At 65.4% G+C, this 17,586-nt stretch carries 19 protein-coding genes; 16 read left to right on the top strand and 3 right to left on the bottom strand.

The window, feature by feature from the left end; genetic code table 11:
• Positions 1-44 precede the first annotated feature (44 nt).
• Genes ACQP2U_RS39645 through ACQP2U_RS39620 form a run of 6 tightly spaced genes read left to right on the top strand, consistent with a single transcriptional unit; the run spans position 45 to position 3,512 of the window.
• On the top strand, positions 45-962 hold the full coding sequence (locus ACQP2U_RS39645) for a bifunctional MaoC family dehydratase N-terminal/OB-fold nucleic acid binding domain-containing protein (RefSeq protein ID WP_433716736.1): 918 nt from the start codon (positions 45-47) through the stop codon (positions 960-962).
• Positions 959-1,369 carry a MaoC family dehydratase gene (locus ACQP2U_RS39640; RefSeq protein WP_433712290.1) on the top strand — a complete coding sequence of 137 codons (411 nt, stop codon included), beginning with the start codon at positions 959-961 and terminating at the stop codon, positions 1,367-1,369. The genes ACQP2U_RS39645 and ACQP2U_RS39640 overlap by 4 nt, the downstream gene beginning before the upstream one ends.
• On the top strand, positions 1,366-2,553 hold the full coding sequence (locus ACQP2U_RS39635; protein ID WP_433712289.1) for a lipid-transfer protein: 1,188 nt from the start codon (positions 1,366-1,368) through the stop codon (positions 2,551-2,553). The genes ACQP2U_RS39640 and ACQP2U_RS39635 overlap by 4 nt, the downstream gene beginning before the upstream one ends.
• Before the next feature lie 48 nt (positions 2,554-2,601).
• Positions 2,602-2,808 carry a type II toxin-antitoxin system HicB family antitoxin gene (locus ACQP2U_RS39630; RefSeq protein ID WP_433712288.1) on the top strand — a complete coding sequence of 69 codons (207 nt, stop codon included), beginning with the start codon at positions 2,602-2,604 and terminating at the stop codon, positions 2,806-2,808.
• Positions 2,808-3,035, top strand: a complete 228-nt coding sequence (locus ACQP2U_RS39625; protein WP_433712286.1) for a type II toxin-antitoxin system HicA family toxin — start codon at positions 2,808-2,810, stop codon at positions 3,033-3,035. Before ACQP2U_RS39630 ends, ACQP2U_RS39625 begins: the two co-directional genes overlap by 1 nt.
• A 36-nt stretch (positions 3,036-3,071) precedes the next feature.
• Positions 3,072-3,512, top strand: coding sequence for an NUDIX hydrolase (locus tag ACQP2U_RS39620; protein WP_433712285.1), 441 nt, complete (start codon positions 3,072-3,074; stop codon positions 3,510-3,512).
• Positions 3,513-3,599: 87 nt separating this feature from the next.
• Here the strand turns inward: ACQP2U_RS39620 and ACQP2U_RS39615 are convergent, their stop codons facing one another.
• Positions 3,600-4,178, bottom strand: a complete 579-nt coding sequence (locus ACQP2U_RS39615) for a TetR/AcrR family transcriptional regulator (protein ID WP_433712284.1) — start codon at positions 4,176-4,178, stop codon at positions 3,600-3,602.
• A 64-nt stretch (positions 4,179-4,242) separates the two neighbouring features.
• On the opposite strand from ACQP2U_RS39615, the gene zapE reads away from it, so the two are divergent.
• From zapE to ACQP2U_RS39585, 6 genes are all read left to right on the top strand, one after another.
• Positions 4,243-5,196 carry a cell division protein ZapE gene (gene zapE, locus ACQP2U_RS39610; RefSeq protein ID WP_433712283.1) on the top strand — a complete coding sequence of 318 codons (954 nt, stop codon included), beginning with the start codon at positions 4,243-4,245 and terminating at the stop codon, positions 5,194-5,196.
• 137 nt (positions 5,197-5,333) lie between these two features.
• A complete protein-coding gene (locus ACQP2U_RS39605; protein WP_433712281.1) occupies positions 5,334-6,278 on the top strand; it encodes a DUF4129 domain-containing protein in 945 nt (314 codons plus the stop codon).
• Positions 6,275-6,769, top strand: coding sequence for a hypothetical protein (locus ACQP2U_RS39600; protein ID WP_433712280.1), 495 nt, complete (start codon positions 6,275-6,277; stop codon positions 6,767-6,769). Before ACQP2U_RS39605 ends, ACQP2U_RS39600 begins: the two co-directional genes overlap by 4 nt.
• Positions 6,770-6,814: 45 nt before the next feature.
• Complete coding sequence (locus ACQP2U_RS39595) at positions 6,815-7,777, top strand: AAA family ATPase (RefSeq protein ID WP_433712279.1); 963 nt, start codon at positions 6,815-6,817, stop codon at positions 7,775-7,777.
• Positions 7,778-7,880: 103 nt separating this feature from the next.
• Entirely contained in the window at positions 7,881-9,167 is a 1,287-nt protein-coding gene (locus ACQP2U_RS39590; RefSeq protein ID WP_433716735.1) for a DUF58 domain-containing protein, read from the top strand.
• Positions 9,164-9,619: a hypothetical protein gene (locus tag ACQP2U_RS39585; RefSeq protein ID WP_433712278.1), complete on the top strand. Its 456-nt coding sequence runs from the start codon at positions 9,164-9,166 to the stop codon at positions 9,617-9,619. The genes ACQP2U_RS39590 and ACQP2U_RS39585 overlap by 4 nt, the downstream gene beginning before the upstream one ends.
• Positions 9,620-9,827: 208 nt before the next feature.
• Here the strand turns inward: ACQP2U_RS39585 and ACQP2U_RS39580 are convergent, their stop codons facing one another.
• Complete coding sequence (locus ACQP2U_RS39580; protein ID WP_433712276.1) at positions 9,828-10,688, bottom strand: MaoC/PaaZ C-terminal domain-containing protein; 861 nt, start codon at positions 10,686-10,688, stop codon at positions 9,828-9,830.
• 173 nt (positions 10,689-10,861) lie between these two features.
• Positions 10,862-12,586 carry a 3-oxosteroid 1-dehydrogenase gene (gene kstD / locus ACQP2U_RS39575; protein ID WP_433712275.1) on the bottom strand — a complete coding sequence of 575 codons (1,725 nt, stop codon included), beginning with the start codon at positions 12,584-12,586 and terminating at the stop codon, positions 10,862-10,864.
• Between the two features lie 105 nt (positions 12,587-12,691).
• Here kstD and ACQP2U_RS39570 point away from each other — a divergent pair, with 105 nt between their 5' ends.
• Genes ACQP2U_RS39570 through dmpG form a run of 4 tightly spaced genes read left to right on the top strand, consistent with a single transcriptional unit; the run spans position 12,692 to position 17,091 of the window.
• The gene (locus tag ACQP2U_RS39570) at positions 12,692-14,332 is read left to right on the top strand and encodes an FAD-binding protein (RefSeq protein WP_433712273.1); all 1,641 of its coding nucleotides are present in this window, start codon (positions 12,692-12,694) and stop codon (positions 14,330-14,332) included.
• Between the two features lies 1 nt (position 14,333).
• Positions 14,334-15,119: a 2-keto-4-pentenoate hydratase gene (locus ACQP2U_RS39565; RefSeq protein ID WP_433712271.1), complete on the top strand. Its 786-nt coding sequence runs from the start codon at positions 14,334-14,336 to the stop codon at positions 15,117-15,119.
• Between the two features lie 10 nt (positions 15,120-15,129).
• The gene (locus ACQP2U_RS39560; RefSeq protein WP_433712270.1) at positions 15,130-16,044 is read left to right on the top strand and encodes an acetaldehyde dehydrogenase (acetylating); all 915 of its coding nucleotides are present in this window, start codon (positions 15,130-15,132) and stop codon (positions 16,042-16,044) included.
• A 12-nt stretch (positions 16,045-16,056) separates the two neighbouring features.
• Positions 16,057-17,091, top strand: coding sequence for a 4-hydroxy-2-oxovalerate aldolase (gene dmpG / locus ACQP2U_RS39555; protein ID WP_433712269.1), 1,035 nt, complete (start codon positions 16,057-16,059; stop codon positions 17,089-17,091).
• The last annotated feature ends 495 nt before the right edge of the window (positions 17,092-17,586 follow it).

The raw sequence follows: 17,586 nt of genomic DNA, 5'->3' as shown, positions 1-17,586 counted from the left end.
GCGCGGTACGCCACGACGACAAGGAGCCGCGCGTGCCGGAAACCATGACTCCGGAAGCGATTACCGAAGCCGCCGAGAAGATCATCGCGGCGGGTGATTGCGCGCCACGCCTCGGGCGTGACCCGGTGAACCAACCGATGATCAACAACTGGGTGGAGGCGCTCGGCGACCGCAATCCGATCTACGTCGACGAGGACGCCGCGCGTGCCGCCGGACATCCAGGCACCGTGGCCCCACCGGCCATGGCGCAGGTGTGGACCATGTTCGGGCTCAAGGGTTCACGTCCATCCGATGATCCGATGGCGCAGGTCACCGAGCTGCTCGACAGCGCGGGCTACACCTCCGTCGTCGCCACCGACTGTCAGCAGACCTATCACCGGTATGTGAATGTGGGCGAGCAGATCTCGGTGACCGGCAGGCTTTCCGAGATCCGCGGGCCGAAGAAGACCGCGCTGGGTGAGGGATGGTTCGTCACCTTCCAGACCAGCTGGCACGTCGGTGACGAGATCGTCGCGGAAATGCTGTTCCGGCTGCTGAAGTTCGCGCCGGGCACATCGAAAGCCCCTGCGGGCGAACGGGTCAAACCGCTGGTCTCTTGGGATACCGAATTCTTCTGGGAGGGGACCAAGCTCGGCGAGTTGCGGATCCAGCGGCTACCGGACGGCACGCTGCGGCATCCGCCGATTCCGGCGCTGTGGCAGGACAAGTCGGAGCAGACCGACTACGTCATCGCTTCCGGGCGCGGCGAAGTGTTCAGTTACGTCGTGCATCACGCGCCGAAAGTGCCTGGGCGGCAATTGCCTTTCGTGGTCGCGCTGGTCGAATTGGCGGAGGGTGTGCGGATGCTCGGTGAGCTGCGCGGCGTCGATCCGGCCGATGTGAAGATCGGTCTTCCGGTGCAGGTGGAATTCGAGAAGCTCGACGACGATGCCGTGCTGCCGGTCTGGCGGGTGATCGCATGACCTACATCGAACCGGCCACCGTGCAGGTCGGCACCGTGCTGCCCGAGCTGGTCATCACCGCGGATCCGACCTTCGTGATCAGTACGGCCTTGGCCACCAGGGACTTTCAGGATGTACACCACGATAGGGACAAGGCGGTTGCCCGCGGTTCCAAGGACATCTTCGTCAATATCCTCACCGATACCGGGCTGGTACAGCGCTTCGTCACCGACTGGGCCGGACCGCGCGCCATCGTCAAATCGGTCGCGCTGCGCCTGGGTGTGCCGCTGTATGCCGGTGACACCCTGACGCTTTCCGGCACCGTCTCCGCGATCCATGGCGATGACATCCACATCGATGTCGTCGGTCGCGACAGCCTCGGTGACCACATCACGGCGAAAGCCGTTATCGCACTGCGGAGGCCATGATGACCGCTGACAGCAACACCGGGATTTCCGGCCGGGCCGCCATCGTCGGCATCGGCGCCACCGACTTCTCCAAGGACTCCGGCCGCAGCGAATTGCGTCTGGCCGCAGAGGCGGTCACCGCGGCGCTCGCCGACGCTGGCCTCACACCGGCCGATGTGGACGGCCTGACCACCTTCACCATGGATACCAACACCCAGGCGGCGGTGGCACGCGCGGTCGGTATTCCGCGGCTGAAGTTCTTCAGCCATATCGGATATGGCGGTGGTGCGGCCTGCGCCACCATTCAGCAGGCGGCCATGGCGGTCGCCACCGGCGTCGCCGATGTAGTTGTCGCTTACCGCGCCTTCAACGAGCGTTCGGTATCGCGTTTCGGCCAGTTCTCCACCGCGTTGGCCACCGCGCCGACTTCATCGGGCATCGATGCGGGCTGGTCCTATCCACAGGGGTTGGGGACACCAGCCGCGCAGGTGGCCATGGTCGCGCGCCGGTATATGCATGTGTACGGCGCGACGAGCGCGGACTTCGGCCGCGTCGCCGTGGCCGACCGCAAACATGCCGCGGTGAATCCGGCCGCCTTCTTCTACGGCAAGCCGATCACCCTGGAAGACCACCAGAATTCGCGTTGGATCGCCGAACCGCTGCATCTGCTCGACTGCTGCCAGGAATCCGACGGCGGTGTCGCGATCGTGGTCACCAGTGTCGAGCGTGCTCGGGATCTGCCGCAGCGTCCGGCCGTAATCGCCGCCGCCGCACAGGGTTCCGGTGCGGACCAGTATGTCATGACCAGCTACTACCGCGATGCCCTCACCGGACTGCCGGAGATGGGACTGGTCGGCGATCAGCTCTGGGAACAGAGCGGTTTGCGTCCAGAGGATATGCAGGCCGCCATCCTCTACGACCACTTCACCCCGTTCGTCCTCATGCAGTTGGAGGAACTCGGTTTCTGCGGACGCGGCGAGGCAAAGGATTTCATTGCCGACGGCGCGATCGAAGTCGGCGGCCGCTTGCCGCTCAATACCCACGGCGGACAGCTCGGCGAGGCCTATATCCACGGTATGAACGGGATCGCCGAGGCGGTCCGGCAGATCCGCGGCACCTCCGTCAACCCTGTGGACAACTTGGAGAACATCCTGGTTACCGCGGGCACCGGCGTCCCGACCTCGGGGTTGGTGTTAACGCGATAGGTGTCGGACGAGGACGTTGATCTCACCTATTACCGTTAGAGTGAACATATGAAGCGGATGGTCCAGATTCCATATGAACTGGAGCAGGAGGAAGACGGTACTTGGGGTGCTCACGCCGTCTTTCCGAACGGCGGCGCGCACGGGGTCGGTCAGACTCCGGATGAGGCGGTTGCCGACCTACATGAAGCCGTGACACTAGTTCTGGAGGAGATCGGACTGCCGTCAGTTTTGACGATCGTCCAGGATGTCGCCTGATGCCGTCGCTTCCAGTGGTTTCAGGTGACAGGGTTATCAAGGCACTCGAGCGAGCTGGGTTCGGGCTGATCCGCGTGAACGGCAGCCATCATATGATGCGCAGTCCGGAAGGGCGGTTCACCGTTGTGCCGGTGCATCGCGGCGCCGATATCAAGCCTGGCACGCTACGGCGCATTATTCGCGATGCGGGCCTGTCGGTTGCCGAATTCGTGCAATTGTTCGATTAGGCCCCTCGGAGTGCCAGGTCCGGTGAGAGGTTCGGAATGGCCGATCGACATCTGATCGACGTCCACATCCTGCTCGTCCATGACGGTGCGGTGTTGCTCAGCAGGCGGCGCAGTGCCGACGAATTCGATGGGCTGTGGCATCTACCCGCGGGGAAGTTGGAGTTCGGCGAATCAGCCACCGTCGCTGCCGCGCGTGAGGCGGGGGAGGAGATCGGGGTCGTCATCGATCCGGCGGATCTGCGGCTGGTGCATACCGCGCACGTGACCAGCTCCGGGCGCGAAGCCCGGCTCGGGCTGTTCTTTCATGTGCGGCGCTGGACGGGTGCGCCGGAGAATCGCGAGCCCGATAAGAGCTATGGGCTGCAATGGTTTTCGCTCGATGCGCTGCCGGAGGAGTCACTGATCCGCTATTCCGCTACCGGAATCCGTGGGCTCACGATGGGTACGCCCTACAGCGAGTTGGGCTGGGCGAAGTAGCTCCGCGCTGCGGGATGAGATGGCCGGACAGGACGGGGTGCACGATGGGCACGACCTACCGCGGGGGGTTGGGTGTCGTAACCAGGGCTATGGGGTGAGCTGGCGGGACAGCACGGCCGCGAGCTGATCGATGCTGTCCCGGGTGCCTGCCGGAATATGTGCCCGAGCGCCCGCGAATCTGTCGAAGACCGCGCCTTCGACCACCGCGATGAAGTCGGCGGCGGCCGCATCGGGATCGGAAAATCCCAAGGCGTGGAAGAGCTCTCGTGCCCGCTCGGTCGAGAACAGGCTGTGTGCCAGCCGCCGGTGCAGCTCCTGGTCGCCGATCAGATCGATGATCAGCGCATGCCGGACGATCAGGTGATGGCGACGGTCGACGAGTAGCTGGTCGAGCCAGCTGGCTATGGCGGCGGCAACGGCCTCGGGCTCGATGGATGCCGAAGGGGCGAATTCGGCGACGGTGAAGTCGTCGCGGGATCGGGTGGTGATCCGGTCCGTGATGGCCTCGATGAGCGCGCGTTTGGTGCGGAAGTAATAGGAGGCCGACCCACCGGGCAGCCTGAGGGCGGTATCGAGGGCGCGGTGGGTGAGCGCTCGAATGCCTTGGGTGGCAATCACATCTATGGCGGCATCGACGAGTGCCGCGCGTCGGTCGGTTGTGGACATGATCACCTTCTCTGGCGGCCGCACCTGCTGATCCTCTACAACTGTAGAGGATCAGGAGGGTGCCATGGAAGACAGCGTCACACTGGATGCCGACCAACTCCGGGCTCGGGCGCGCTTGCTCGAACTGCTCGACCGGCGCGGCCGGCCGATAAAGCGGCATCGCGGCCTCTACCTGCACGGCAGACCCGGTCGCGGTAAGACAATGCTGATGGACGACTTCTTCGCGGGCGCAGCGTCGAACCGCAAGCGCCGCTTCCACTTCCACAATTTCTTCGCCCAATTGCACGTCGTGGCACACGAATCGGGCTCCATCGACAAGGCCATCGACCACCTGTTGGGCCATGTCGAACTGGTCTGCTTCGACGAATTCCACGTGCACGATATCGGCGACGCCATGTTGATCGCCCGCATGCTCGACGCCCTGTTCGCCCGCCGCATCGTCCTGGTGGTGACTTCGAACTACCCGCCCGAGCGGCTGCTGCCCAACCCGCTGTTCCACGACCGCTTTCTACCGACCATCGCGCGCATCCGCGCGCATCTGGATACCGTCTCGGTCGACGGTTCACTCGATTACCGCACCCGCGCCGCGCACGGCGGCAGTGGGTTCGCGTCGGGGTGTTACCGCATCGGCGACGCTGGGGACGTCGACACCGCACGGGTTGCTGTCTCGGGCACCCGCGAGATCCACGCCAGCGCCATCGACGGCTCGGCCATCACCTTCGACTTCGCGGCCCTGTGCGGCACCGCCACCGCCGCCTCGGATTACGTCGAACTCGCACGCCGCTTTCGCCGCTGGACCTTGCGCGATGTCGCAGCCCTGCGCGAGGTCCCACCCGACTGGGCAATGCGCTTGGTCAATCTGGTCGACGTGCTCTACGACGCCGATCTCGAACTGACCGTCGAGGCCCGCACCTCGCTATCGGACCTGGTGGCCGACGTCCCCGCCGTCCCGGACCTGGCACGGACCGCAAGCCGCCTCAGTGAACTCCGTCAGCCCGAATCCGTCACGCTCGGCTAGCTACGCACCCACGTAAGTGCACGGCCGGTTACGGATAAAAAGGAGCCAATCGTAAGTATTCGATTCACTCCCGAGCGGACCACTCGGCATGTAACTATGTGCCTGTTCAGAGCTGTACTCAGATGTGGTGGTAGCAAGTGGCCAGGGCGGGAGCGCCGATATCGCGCGTGATCGTGCTGATCACGCTACTGGCGTGTGCCGCGATCGCGCTGCGCGGCCACATTCCCGGGGCCCATGATTCCGGCGATCACCGCACGGTGCCATCGGCGATTTCGGTGGTATTGATGCCGGTACTGCTCACGGTATCGGTGGTGATCCTGGTCGCCGGGGTGATAGCCAGCCAGCATCGACTGCCGTTGGCCATGCCGGAGGTGGATCGTGATTCCGAGCGCAGGGACGGAGTGCTCGGCCGCACCGGCCTACTGGTGCTGGCCGCGCTGGCGGTCATCTCCTTGATCATCGCGGCGGCGTCGGCGATCTTCTTCGTCGGATTCGGTCGCGAGGGTGCACCGACGCCGTCGTCGGCGCCGCGCGCCACCACGACCCATACCCCGCAGGAGACGGTCACCGCCCCGACCCCCGATGCCGCACCCACGCAGCATCTCACCGGTACGGCGCTACTGGTCGCCATTGTCGCCGCCGCCGTGCTGGTCGGCGGGGCAATGATCGGACTCATCGTGGTCGCGGTGGCGGGGCAGCGCAGGCCCCGCGCGGTGCCGGTCTCGGTGCCCCCGGCCGCGCCGACGGTCGCGGGTTCGCTGGCCAGGGCGGCCGAGATGGGCTTGGCCGCGATGAATGTGCCTGGCCAGGACCCGCGTGAGGCCATCATCGCCTGCTATGTCGCGATGGAACGTGGGCTGTCCTTCGATCGCGCGGCCGCACCTCTGGCTTCGGATACCCCAATGGAGGTGCTGGCCAGGGCCTTCGAGCGCGGCGCACTGCACGACGCGTCGGCCCGAGAATTGGTGGCGCTGTTCGAGGAGGCCAGGTTCAGTCCGCATTCGATGCTGGAATGGCAGCGGATGCGGGCCGAACAACTGCTGCGTATCGTGCTGGCCGATCTCCAAGGGGAAATGGTATGAACCGCGCGATCGTGATCGGTGCGCTGATCCTCATCGTGCTGATCGAGCTCATCACGCTCGGCAAGGCCCGCGGCGCTTTGCTCATCGCCGCCGGAGTTCCGGTGGCGCTGGCCATGATTCAGCTCATCTGGTCGTTGACCGGCCGGTCGGCCTTGAAAACCGAGACCGGGCTGGACGACATCGACAACGGTCCCGCGGAGATGCTGCGGCACTGGCATGCCAGAGCGGAGATGCTGGCCGATCGTGCGGACGGCACCCGAGCCGACTGGGATCGGCATCTGCGTCCGCTGCTGGCCAAGGAGTTCGAGTTGTCCACCGGCCTGCGAGTCGCCAAGAACCGCAAGGCGACCGAGGCCGCCGGAATATTGCAGTTCGGTCCGGAGCTGTGGCGCTGGGTCGATCCGGCCAACTCGGCACTGCGGGATCAGACGACTCCCGCACCGGGGCGGGCGGCGCTGGACGAAATCCTGCGCTGCCTGCAGAAGATGTAATTCGTCGTCTTAGGAGAATGGGTTTGAGCGAGTGCGAGTAGACATATGACCGTGCCGATGGACGCGACCATCCAGCGCAGTGAGGCGGTGCTCCGGGAACTTTCCCGGGTGATCGTCGGCAAGCGGGATGAGTTGCAACTGATCATGATCGCCGTACTCTCCGGCGGTCACATCCTGATCGAGGATCTGCCCGGACTCGGCAAGACGCTCATCGCCAGGTCCTTCGCGGCCGCGCTCGGCCTGGAATTCACCCGCGTGCAATTCACGCCCGACCTGCTCCCCGCCGACCTGCTCGGCTCCACCATCTACGACATGTCCTCGGGCCGGTTCAATTTCCGGCGCGGACCGGTCTTCACCAATGTATTGCTGGCCGACGAGATCAACCGCACGCCGCCGAAGACCCAGGCCGCGCTGCTGGAGGCGATGGCCGAGGGCCAGGTCAGCATCGACGGTGAAACCTTCCAGCTGCCACAGCCTTTCGTCGTGCTGGCCACCGATAACCCGATCGAATACGAGGGCACCTATCCGCTGCCCGAAGCGCAGCTGGACCGGTTCGCCATGCAGCTGCGGCTGGGTTATCTGTCGGAGAACGACGAGCGCCAGATGATCCGCCGCCGGTTGGAGCGTGGTTCGGCGACACCGCAGGTGGTGCAGGTGGTGGATGCGAACGGTCTGATCGAGATGCGGCAGTCGGTCGAATTCGTCACGGTGCATCCGGATGTGGTCAGTTATGTGGTCGCGCTGGCCGGTGCGACGCGTGCGCATCCACAGGTCGAGGTGGGTGCGAGTCCGCGCGCCGAACTCGATCTGGTGCAGATGTCGCGGGCCCGCGCGCTGTTGCTCGGGCGCGATTATGTGATTCCCGAGGATGTCAAGGCGCTGGCGGTTCCGGCCATGGCGCACCGCATCACTTTGCGTCCCGAGATGTGGGTGCGCCGGATCCGCGGTGAGGACGTGATCACCGAATTGCTGCGCCGTCTGCCGGTTCCACGCGCGTCGGTGACATGACCCGGCGGGAAAGCGCATGACCGAGCCGGATGCCGCCCCTGTCATCCAGGGAATCGCGGCGGCGAACGCGGCAGCGTCGCGACCGCCGACCCGGGACGAGCCGATGGCGGGCGGTGCGCGGCATCGGGATGTGAGCGCCGCCGTCGAGGCCGAATTGCGCTGGCGTCCAGCGCCATTGGTGTTCATGCTGGCGGTGAGCGCGGCCGTGGCACTGCTACTCGCGGTGGTGCTCGGGCGCTGGCAGTTGGTCGTCTTCGCGGCTCCGCTGCTCGGTGTGCTTGCCACCGCGCCGTGGCAGCAGTCCAAGACCCGGATCCAGGTGGACGGCGGCGCCACGCTGCGGTGCTTCGAGACGGAGGAGGTCGTGACCACGATCGGCGCCTTCGTAGAATCGGGTCACGCGTTGCTTCGGTTGAAGCCGGAGAAGTCCGCGGGACTCGGGGTCGACATCGAGGAGGCGATCGATTCCGGGACGGCGCCCGCCGGGCTGCGGTTGGCTCTGACGGCGGACCGCTGGGGTCGCTATCCGCTATCGGTGCGGGTCACCGCGTTGAGCCCGGCGGGACTGTCCGTTGCCGCCGCGGTGCTGCCCGCCGGGCAACTGTTCGTCTACCCGATCACCGATCCGCAGCGAATGAAGTTGCCGCGCACCGAACTTCCCGAACGGCTCGGCACCCACCTCACCCGCAAGCACGGGCCGGGCGTGGAGTACGCCGATATTCGCGCCTACGCGCCCGGCGATCAGCTGCGCATCGTGAACTGGCCGGTCAGTGCGCGGCGCGGGCGACTATATGTCACCGAGCGGTTGACCAACCGATCGGCGGATGTGGTTGTGCTGGTGGATACTTCGCAGCAGGCACCGGGCCCGGCCACCGATTCGCTCGAGCTGTCGGTGCGCGGTGCCGCGCAGGTGGTGCAGTCGACGCTGCAGGCCGGCGACCGCACCGCGGTGGTCTGCCTCGGCCAGTCCCCGCGCTGGCTGCGCCCGGATATCGGGCGGCGGCAGTTCTATCGGATCGTGGATACCGTGCTGGATGTCGGCGATGAGCACATTCCAACCACCGGCACCTTGGCGCCGCACGCTGCCGTGCCGCTGGGTGCGATCATCGTCGCCTTCTCCACCTTGCTGGACACCCAGTTCGCGCTGGCGCTGATCGATTTGCGTAAGCGCGGACATGTGGTGGTGGTCGTCGATGTCCTGCGCGGCACGCCCTTCCACGAAGATCTCGATCCGACCCTGGCTCGGATGTGGAATCTGGAGCGCGCCTCGATGTATCGGGATATGGGGGCGGTCGGCGTCGATATCGTCGCCTGGACCGAAGGCGCGCGACTGGATCAGGTCATGCGATTGATCCCCGAGCATCGCCGAACCGTAAGGGTGCGCCGATGATTCGATTCCTTGCCATTCTGTCCGGGGTGCTTCTGGTGACCTCGGTGACGTTGATGACGCCATGGGCGGGTATTCCAGCGGCGGCACTGGTGGTGGCTGGCTGGTGGTTCCGACTGCCCGCCGTCGGCGCGGTGCTCCTGGCGGTCGGGGTGCTCGCCGCGGCGGACACTGGTGTACTGGCCGCCGCCGCAGCAGGTTTGGTGGCCACGACTTATCTGCTGAATACCGCGACCGTCGCCGCGCCGGTTGGCGTTGTGCCGACCACGGTCCCGTCCGTCACCGGTGCGGTGGCATTTTCCGCGGTGGCTGTCGGCGCGGCGCTGCTCCCGTTGCGCTTGGCCTGGGTTCCGATCGCCGCCCCAATCCTGGTGACCCTGCTGTACGCCCTGGTAATCCAGGGCGTAGCAATCAAACGAGTCCGCAACACCGACACTGCCCAATCGAACCCATAAAGCATCCGCCCCGACTGCCGTGCACCAGCGCCGAGGGTAGTCGAACAGTCGCCGAGGGACTGGCCGCGAGCGACCATTCGACTCGCATCGATGGGACCCTCGAGCCCAGCGCATGCGTTTGGTCGCCGTGGCCTTGGCTTGGAAGTGTGCCGGTGTGTTGATGGTTGGCTCCGTCAACACACCGGTGAACAGACGACCAACAGAGTGCTCAGGTGAAGCGCAGGCTGACGTCGGCGAGGACGGGGGCGTCGTCGCGGTCCGCGACGGTGGCGCTGATGATGAGCTCGCCGTCGGTGCGCCAGATTCGGGTGCGGATCGTTTCGCCTGGGAAGAGGACGCCGGCGAAGCGGGCGCGGAAGCCGGTGACGCGGCTGGCATCCGAATCGAGCACGGTGTCGGTGGCCGTTTTGCAGACGATGCCGTAGGTGCACAGGCCGTGCAGGATCGGGTTCGGGAAGCCTGCGGCGCGGGCGAATTCGGGATCCGAGTGCAGCGGGTTGCGGTCGCCGCACATGCGGTACAGCAGGGCCTGCTGGGGCTGGGTCGGGGTGGTGACGTCGAAATCCGGTGCGCGGTCGGGGAGTTCGGCTTTGGTGCTCGGTCCGCGTTCGCCGCCGAAACCGCCCTCACCCTTGGCGAAGATGGATGAGCGGGCGGTCCAGAGCGGTTCGCCGTCGGAGCCGGTGATCGTATGTTCCTGGACGACGACGGCGGCGGACCCTTTATCCCAGAGTTCGGTGATGCGCCTGGTGATGGTCGCCTTGCCCGCGGCGGGAATCGGGCGGTGTACTTCGATCTCCTGGTGGCCGTGCACGACCTTCGCCAGATCGATATCTATGCCGGGGAACCGCACCTTCGGCGGTTCCGTGTCGTGGAAGGTAGGCGCCACGGTCGCGAAGGTCGGCAGCACCTGCGGGTCGCGGTCGTCGACGTAGCGTAGTTCGGCTGGATCGGTCCAGCGTGCGCCCGCCCCGAGGCCCAAGTGGTACAACTGCACTTCGGTCGGCGTCCAGGTGAACTCCCCGCTCGGGAGCTCCGCGCCGAGTGCGATTTTCGGGTCGATGGGCATCGAGTTCTCCTTGTGAATGCTTGTGGACAGACCAGCCGCGCTACGCGGGAGACCTGTCGTGGGCGTATCCCAACGATCCGAGGCCCTTGTGGCAATTGCCTCGGATCGATCGTGCGGCGGTCGCGTGGCTGCGGGCAAGGTGGCGTCCGCTCGGTGAGACGGACGACCCGCGCTTATGCCTCAACGGTGGCCTCAGTCGACTGCTGCTTCTTGCGTTCGGCGATATCGAGCACCGCCAGGTAGCCGAAGGTGATCGCTGGGCCGATGGTCGCGCCGGGGCCCGCGTAGGTGTGACCCATGACGGGGGTCGCGCTATTGCCGGAGGCATACAGGCCCTCGACTACGCTGCCGTTCTCGCGCAGCACCCGTCCGGCGGTATCGGCGACCAGACCACCCTTGGTACCGAGGTCACCCGGCACGATCTTGGCCGCGTAGAACGGGCCCTGCACCAGACCCGCGAGGCACGGATTCGGCTTGACGGTCGGATCGCCGTAGTACCGGTCGTAGTGGCTGTTGCCGCGGCCGAAATCCTCGTCCTTACCGGTTTCGGCGAACTTGTTGAACCGCTCGACGGTCGCGGTCAGATTTTCGCCGGGTACGCCGATTTTCGTGGCCAGCTCCGCGAGGCTGTCGGCCTTGACAATCAGGTCGTTTTCCATCCAGCGGGACGGAAACCGCTGACCAGGCTGCAGTCCGGCGAAGATGTAGCGGTTCCGGTAGCGCTGGTCGAACACCAGCCACGCGGGGATGTTCTCGCCCGGACCCTCACCCTGCCCGTATTCGCCGCCGTACATGGTGTGCACCGCCTCGACGTAAGGAGCGGACTCATTTCCGAATCGCTTACCGTCGGCGTTGACCATGATGGTGCCGGGCAGATTCCGCTCGGCCAGCGCGAACCAGGGCTTGCCGCCCTTGAAGATGGTCGGCCCCCACCAGGCATCCTCCATGAAGTCGACCGCGCCGCCGACTTCCATCCCGGCAGTGATGCCGTCGCCGGTATTGGCGACCGCACCGGTAGTCCAGTCGGTGGTGATGGGTTGGCGCTGGTATTTGGTGCGCATCTCGGCATTGTGCTCGAAGCCGCCGCTGCCGAGCACTACACCGTATTTGGCGGTGAACCGCACGGTCTGGCCGTTGTGCTCGGCTTCGACGCCGGTAACCATGCCGTTGTCCACGATGAGCTTGGTCAGTGGCGTGTTCAGCAGCAGCGGCACATTCGCGTCCATGAGTCCCTTGCGCATGGCAGCGATAATCGCCTGGCCCATGCCGAGGATGTGCTTGCCGGTCCACTTGGCGAAGTAGGTGCGCGCGCCGACTCGCATGGCCCGCATGATGCCCTTGGGATGGCGACGGATCAGGTTGAGCCGGACGAAGTCGGCCTGCATGACGACGACATTGAGCGGGGCCTTGGCATACGGCGGCTCCAGGTTGAACCGCTCCTCGCCGAGGATTTTGGCATTGAACGGCGCGGGTTCGCACGAGCGGCCCTGGCCGAGGCCGCCGGGGGCCTCCGGGTAATAGTCGGAGTAGCCGGGCACCCACTTCATCTTCAGCGGTGTGTGGTCGAGGACGAAGTCGAAGGCCTCCGCGCCACGGTCGATGTAGGTGTCGATCCGGTCCTTCGGCACCACGTCGCCGACGATGCTGTGCAGGTAGGTGCGGGCGTCCTCGCGGTCGTCGGGACGGCCGGATGCCTTCAGCGCCTTGTTGCCGGGGATCCACACGCCACCACCGGAGCGTGCGGTCGACCCGCCGTAATGTGCGGCTTTCTCGATGATCACCGCGCTCAGCCCATGGTGGGCAGCGGCGAGGGCGGCGGTCATCCCGGCGGCACCGCTGCCGACCACCACCACGTCGTAGCTGTGCGGATCGTTAACCGGATCAGTCATGTAGAACACGTTATAGAATGGGACCGCATTTGGTCTATGTTGAGTGGCAGAAGACGCGCTCGGCGTGCCATTCGTCGAGAAAACTTGTTTCAGTTTCTGACCGGAGTGATGTACATGGGCCTGGATTGGGACCTGACCGCCGACGTGGTCGTCGTGGGCTATGGCGCCGCGGGAGCCGCGGCCGCGCTGGAAGCAACCGACGCGGGTGCGCAGGTGCTGGTACTGGAGCGTTTCGTGGGTGGCGGAGCGTCGGCGTTGTCGGGCGGCATCATCTACGCGGGCGGTGGTACCTCGGTACAGCACGAGGCCGGTGTGCGCGATACGCCGGAGCAGATGCTGGCCTATCTCGAGCGTGAGGTGGGCGCGGCGGTCACGCCCGAGACGCTGCGGCGGTTCGTGGACGAGAGTCCGGCGATGATCGAGTGGCTGAAGGGCCACGGTGTGCCGTTCGAGGCGTCGCTGTGTCCGTACAAGACGTCGTATCCGAATGACAGCTACTACCTGTATTACTCCGGTAGTGAGGTCTCCGGTTACGGTCGCGAGGTCGCGACGCCCGCGCAGCGCGGACATCGGGTCAAGGGCAGGGGCACGTCCGGAAAGAAGCTCACCGGCCCGCTCGCCGCTTCGGCATCACGGCGTGGGGTTCGCGTCGAAACCCTCACGCAGGCAACGCGATTGATCACCGATGACAACGGCACCGTGATCGGCGTCGAATGTGAGTCACTGCGCGACGCTCCCGGGCGGATCAGGGATCGCTACAACCGGATGGCGAAAATCGCTGCCAAACCGGGCATTTACTATCCGCCGCTGCGCAAGGCGATGGAGCGTCAGCTCGCGAGGTTGGATCGCCTGTACCGCACGCGACTTCGGATTCGGGCCCGTCGCGGTGTGGTGCTGAGCGCGGGCGGATTCATCGCGAATCGGGAGATGCTGCGGGAATACGGGCCGCAATACCGCGGCGGACTCGCGCTCGGCACCACCGGTGATGACGGCAGCGGCATCCGGATGGCCGAGCAGGTAGGTGCGGCGACGGATCGGATGGGCAATATCTCGGCGTGGCGATTCATCTTGCCGCCCAGCGCTTTTACCGGTTCAGTGCTGGTCGATGCGGGCGGTCGCCGGGTTATCGATGAGACCCGCTACGGCGCGGCGGTCGGCCACGCGCTGATCACCGAGCACGGCGGCAAGGGTTGGTTGCTCGCCGACGACCAACTCATGCGCACCGCGATATCGCAGATTCGGACGCAGTCGGCCTGGTTCCAGCGCGGACAATTCGAGGCGATGCGGCGCAATGCCGTGCGTGGCGAAACTCTGGATGCTGTTGCGGCGAAGGCCGGTATCGACGCGGACGGTTTGCGCGCCACGGTCGCCGAGCACAATGCCGCCATCGCGAACGGTGCACCCGATCCGGTCGGCAAGCCCGCCGAATTCACCAAAACCGTGGGAGCGGGGCCGTTCTGGCTGTTGGATGTTGGTATCAAACCGAGCGTCGTCAATCCGTGCCCGATGCTCACCCTCGGCGGTGTCGTCGTCGATGAGCACACCGGAGCGGTGAAATCCACTGCCGGGACCGATATTCCCGGCCTTTACGCGGCCGGGCGGACGGCCGTTGGTATCTGCTCGGACTCCTATGTCAGTGGATTGTCCCTGGCCGACTGCATTTTCTCCGGTCGGCGTGCGGGCAGATTCGCGGCAGGCGCCGAAGTGCTTTCGCGGGCCGCGGTGCCCGAAGCGACAACAGTGGAAGGAAACTAGCGTGCTGTCCGACGCGGTACGAATCGAACTGGCCGATGAACTCGAGGCCGCCGAGCGCGATCGGGTCGGCATCGACCCGCTGATCGCCCGGCATCCGGATATCGATGTCGTCGACGCCTACGAGATTCAGCTGATCAATATCCGGCGCAAACTCGATAGCGGCGCGAAGGTGGTCGGGCACAAGGTCGGGCTGTCCTCGCTGGCCATGCAGCAGATGATGGGTGTGGATGAACCCGATTACGGTCATCTGCTCGCGGATATGGAGGTCTTCGAGGATGTTCCGGTCGAGACCTCGCGCTATCTGATTCCGCGCGTCGAGGTCGAGGTCGGGTTCATTCTCGGCGCGGACCTGCCCGGCGAAGATTGCACCGAGGCCGATGTGCTCGCCGCGACGGTCGCCTATGCGCCGTCCATCGAATTGATCGATTCGCGGATCAAGGATTGGAAGATCGGGCTGGCCGACACCATTTCCGATAACGCGTCCTCGGCCGGTTTCGTCCTGGGTGCGGCGCGGGTCGCGCCGAAAGACCTGGATATCAAGGCCATCGGCGCCGTGCTCACCTGCAATGGCGAGGTGATCGCGCAGGGGCGCAGCGATGCGGTGCTCGGCGATCCGGTCATCGCGGTGGCCTGGTTGGCGCGCAAGGTCGCCGGTTTCGGGGTGCGGTTGAAGGCGGGCGACATTGTGCTGCCCGGTTCCTGCACCCGCGCCATCGATGCCCGCGCGGGTGATTCGTTCCATGCCGAGTTCGCCGGACTCGGTTCTGTCCGTTTGCAATTCAAATAGGAGGCTTGCCGTGTCCGAAACGGGGACCGTCACCGCCGCGATCGTCGGATCCGGCAATATCAGCACCGATCTGCTGTACAAACTGCTGCGCTCGAGCACGGTGAAACCGAAGTGGATGATCGGAATCGACCCCGAGAGTGAGGGTTTGAAGCGCGCCCGCGGGCTCGGGCTGGAAACCTCGCACGAGGGCGTGGACTGGCTGCTCGCGCAGTCGGAACTGCCGGATCTGGTATTCGAGGCGACCTCGGCATATGTGCATCGGGCAGCCGCGCCGAAGTACGCCGAGGCCGGAATTCGCGCTGTCGATCTCACACCCGCCGCGGTCGGGCCCGCCGTGGTGCCGCCGGTGAATCTGGTCGGGGCGAATCTCGATGCGCCGAATGTCAATATGATCACCTGCGGTGGTCAGGCCACCATTCCGATCGTCGCGGCGGTATCGCGGGTGGTGCCGGTGGCCTATGCCGAAATCGTCGCCTCGGTGTCGTCGGTGTCGGCCGGACCGGGCACCCGCGCCAATATCGATGAATTCACCAAGACCACCTCGCGTGGTGTGGAGACGATCGGCGGTGCGCAGCGCGGTAAGGCCATCATTATTCTGAACCCGGCCGAACCGCCGATGATCATGCGCGACACCATCTTCTGCGCGATTCCCGAGGATGCGGATACCGATGCGATCGCCGATTCCGTGCATCGGATGGTCGCCGATATCCAGAAGTATGTGCCCGGCTACCGGCTGCTGAACGATCCGCAATTCGATCCGCCCTCGGTGGTTTCCGGTGGGATAGCGAAGGTTTCGGTCTTCGTGGAGGTCGAGGGTGCGGGCGATTTCCTGCCCCCCTACGCGGGCAACCTCGACATCATGACCGCGGCCGCCACCCAGGTCGGCGAGGTCATGGCACAGCAGATTCTGTCGGCCCGGGTGTAAAGGAGCTCAACCATGGCATATTCCGCAGAACTCGACATCCGCGTCACCGATACCTCGCTGCGTGACGGTTCGCACCACAAGCGCCACCAGTTCACCGCCGACGATGTGCGCAATATCGTGACCGCGCTCGATGGCGCCGGTGTGCCGGTCATCGAGGTGACGCATGGCGACGGCCTCGGCGGTTCGTCGTTCAACTACGGCTTCTCGCATACTCCGGAGCAGGAGCTGGTCAAGATTGCCGCGGAGACGGCGAAGCAGGCCAAGATCGCGGTGCTGATGCTGCCCGGCGTCGGCGTCAAGGAGGACATCAAGATCTCCCAGGACAACGGTGCGTCGATCTGCCGCATCGCCACGCACTGCACCGAGGCGGACGTATCGATCCAGCACTTCGGTCTCGCGCGGGAACTTGGTCTGGAAACCGTTGGCTTCCTGATGATGTCGCACACCCAGCCGCCGGAGGCGCTGGCCAAGCAGGCGCGCATCATGGCCGATGCCGGATGCCAGTGCGTCTACGTGGTGGACTCCGCGGGTGCCCTTGTGCTCGAACAGGTTTCGGACCGAGTGGCGGCGCTGGTCGCCGAACTCGGCGATGACGCCCAAGTCGGCTTCCACGGCCATGAGAACCTGGACTTGGCGGTCGCCAACTCGGTCTACGCGATTCGTGCCGGTGCGAAGCAAATCGATGGCAGCGCACGGCGATTCGGTGCCGGTGCGGGTAATACGCCGGTCGAGGCCTTCGTCGGTGTCTGCGACAAGCTCGGGATCAAGACCGGTATCGACTTCTTCGCGATCGCCGATGCCGCCGAGGATGTGGTTCGGCCCGTCATGCCGCAGGAATGCCTGTTGGACCGCCAGGCGCTGATGATGGGGTATGCGGGTGTGTACTCCAGCTTCCTCAAGCATGCCGAGCGTCAGGCCGAGCGTTATGGGGTGTCGGCGGCGGAAATGCTGGTGCGCGCGGGCAAGCGCAAGTTGGTCGGCGGTCAAGAGGACCAGTTGATCGATATCGCCCTGGAACTCCAGCGCGAGGCCTCCGTCTCGGCCTGATCCCAGGACCACAAGGCCGCGTACCAGCAGGTGCGCGGCCTTTGCGCGACGGTGTCGCAGAGCTGGTAAACGCCTCGCAAACCTTGCTGCTTGTGTGTGGCGCCCACTGGGTTTGCGTGAGCCACTGGCTGCGGTTCGACTGGTGCGCGGGCAGTCGCAAATTGGCGGCGGCCAGCAGGACTAGCTGGTCGATATCGCGCTGGAGGTTGAGCGCGAGGCCTCCGCCTTATCCTCGGAAGGCCGCGATCGGTTTGGTCGCGGCCCTTTTGCGCGCGGGGTGGCGCATACCCGTTGAACGCCTCGCAGACGTTGCGGCTTGTGTGCGGTGCCCACTGGGTTTGCGGCAGGTGAATATTGGAATTCGGGGGTCGCGGAGGGTGGGGGAATCGGCGATCATGAATTGTGATCTGTCCGCATTGCAATGCGAATCTGCTGCGCAAAGAGCGCGGTGGTCGGCGCTGTTCGACATGTAAGCGGGAGTTCGCGCTCGAACCG

Source organism: Nocardia sp. CA-084685 (genome assembly GCF_050955785.1).
Classification (GTDB): domain Bacteria; phylum Actinomycetota; class Actinomycetes; order Mycobacteriales; family Mycobacteriaceae; genus Nocardia.
This window is presented reverse-complemented; position numbering and strand designations above follow the sequence as displayed.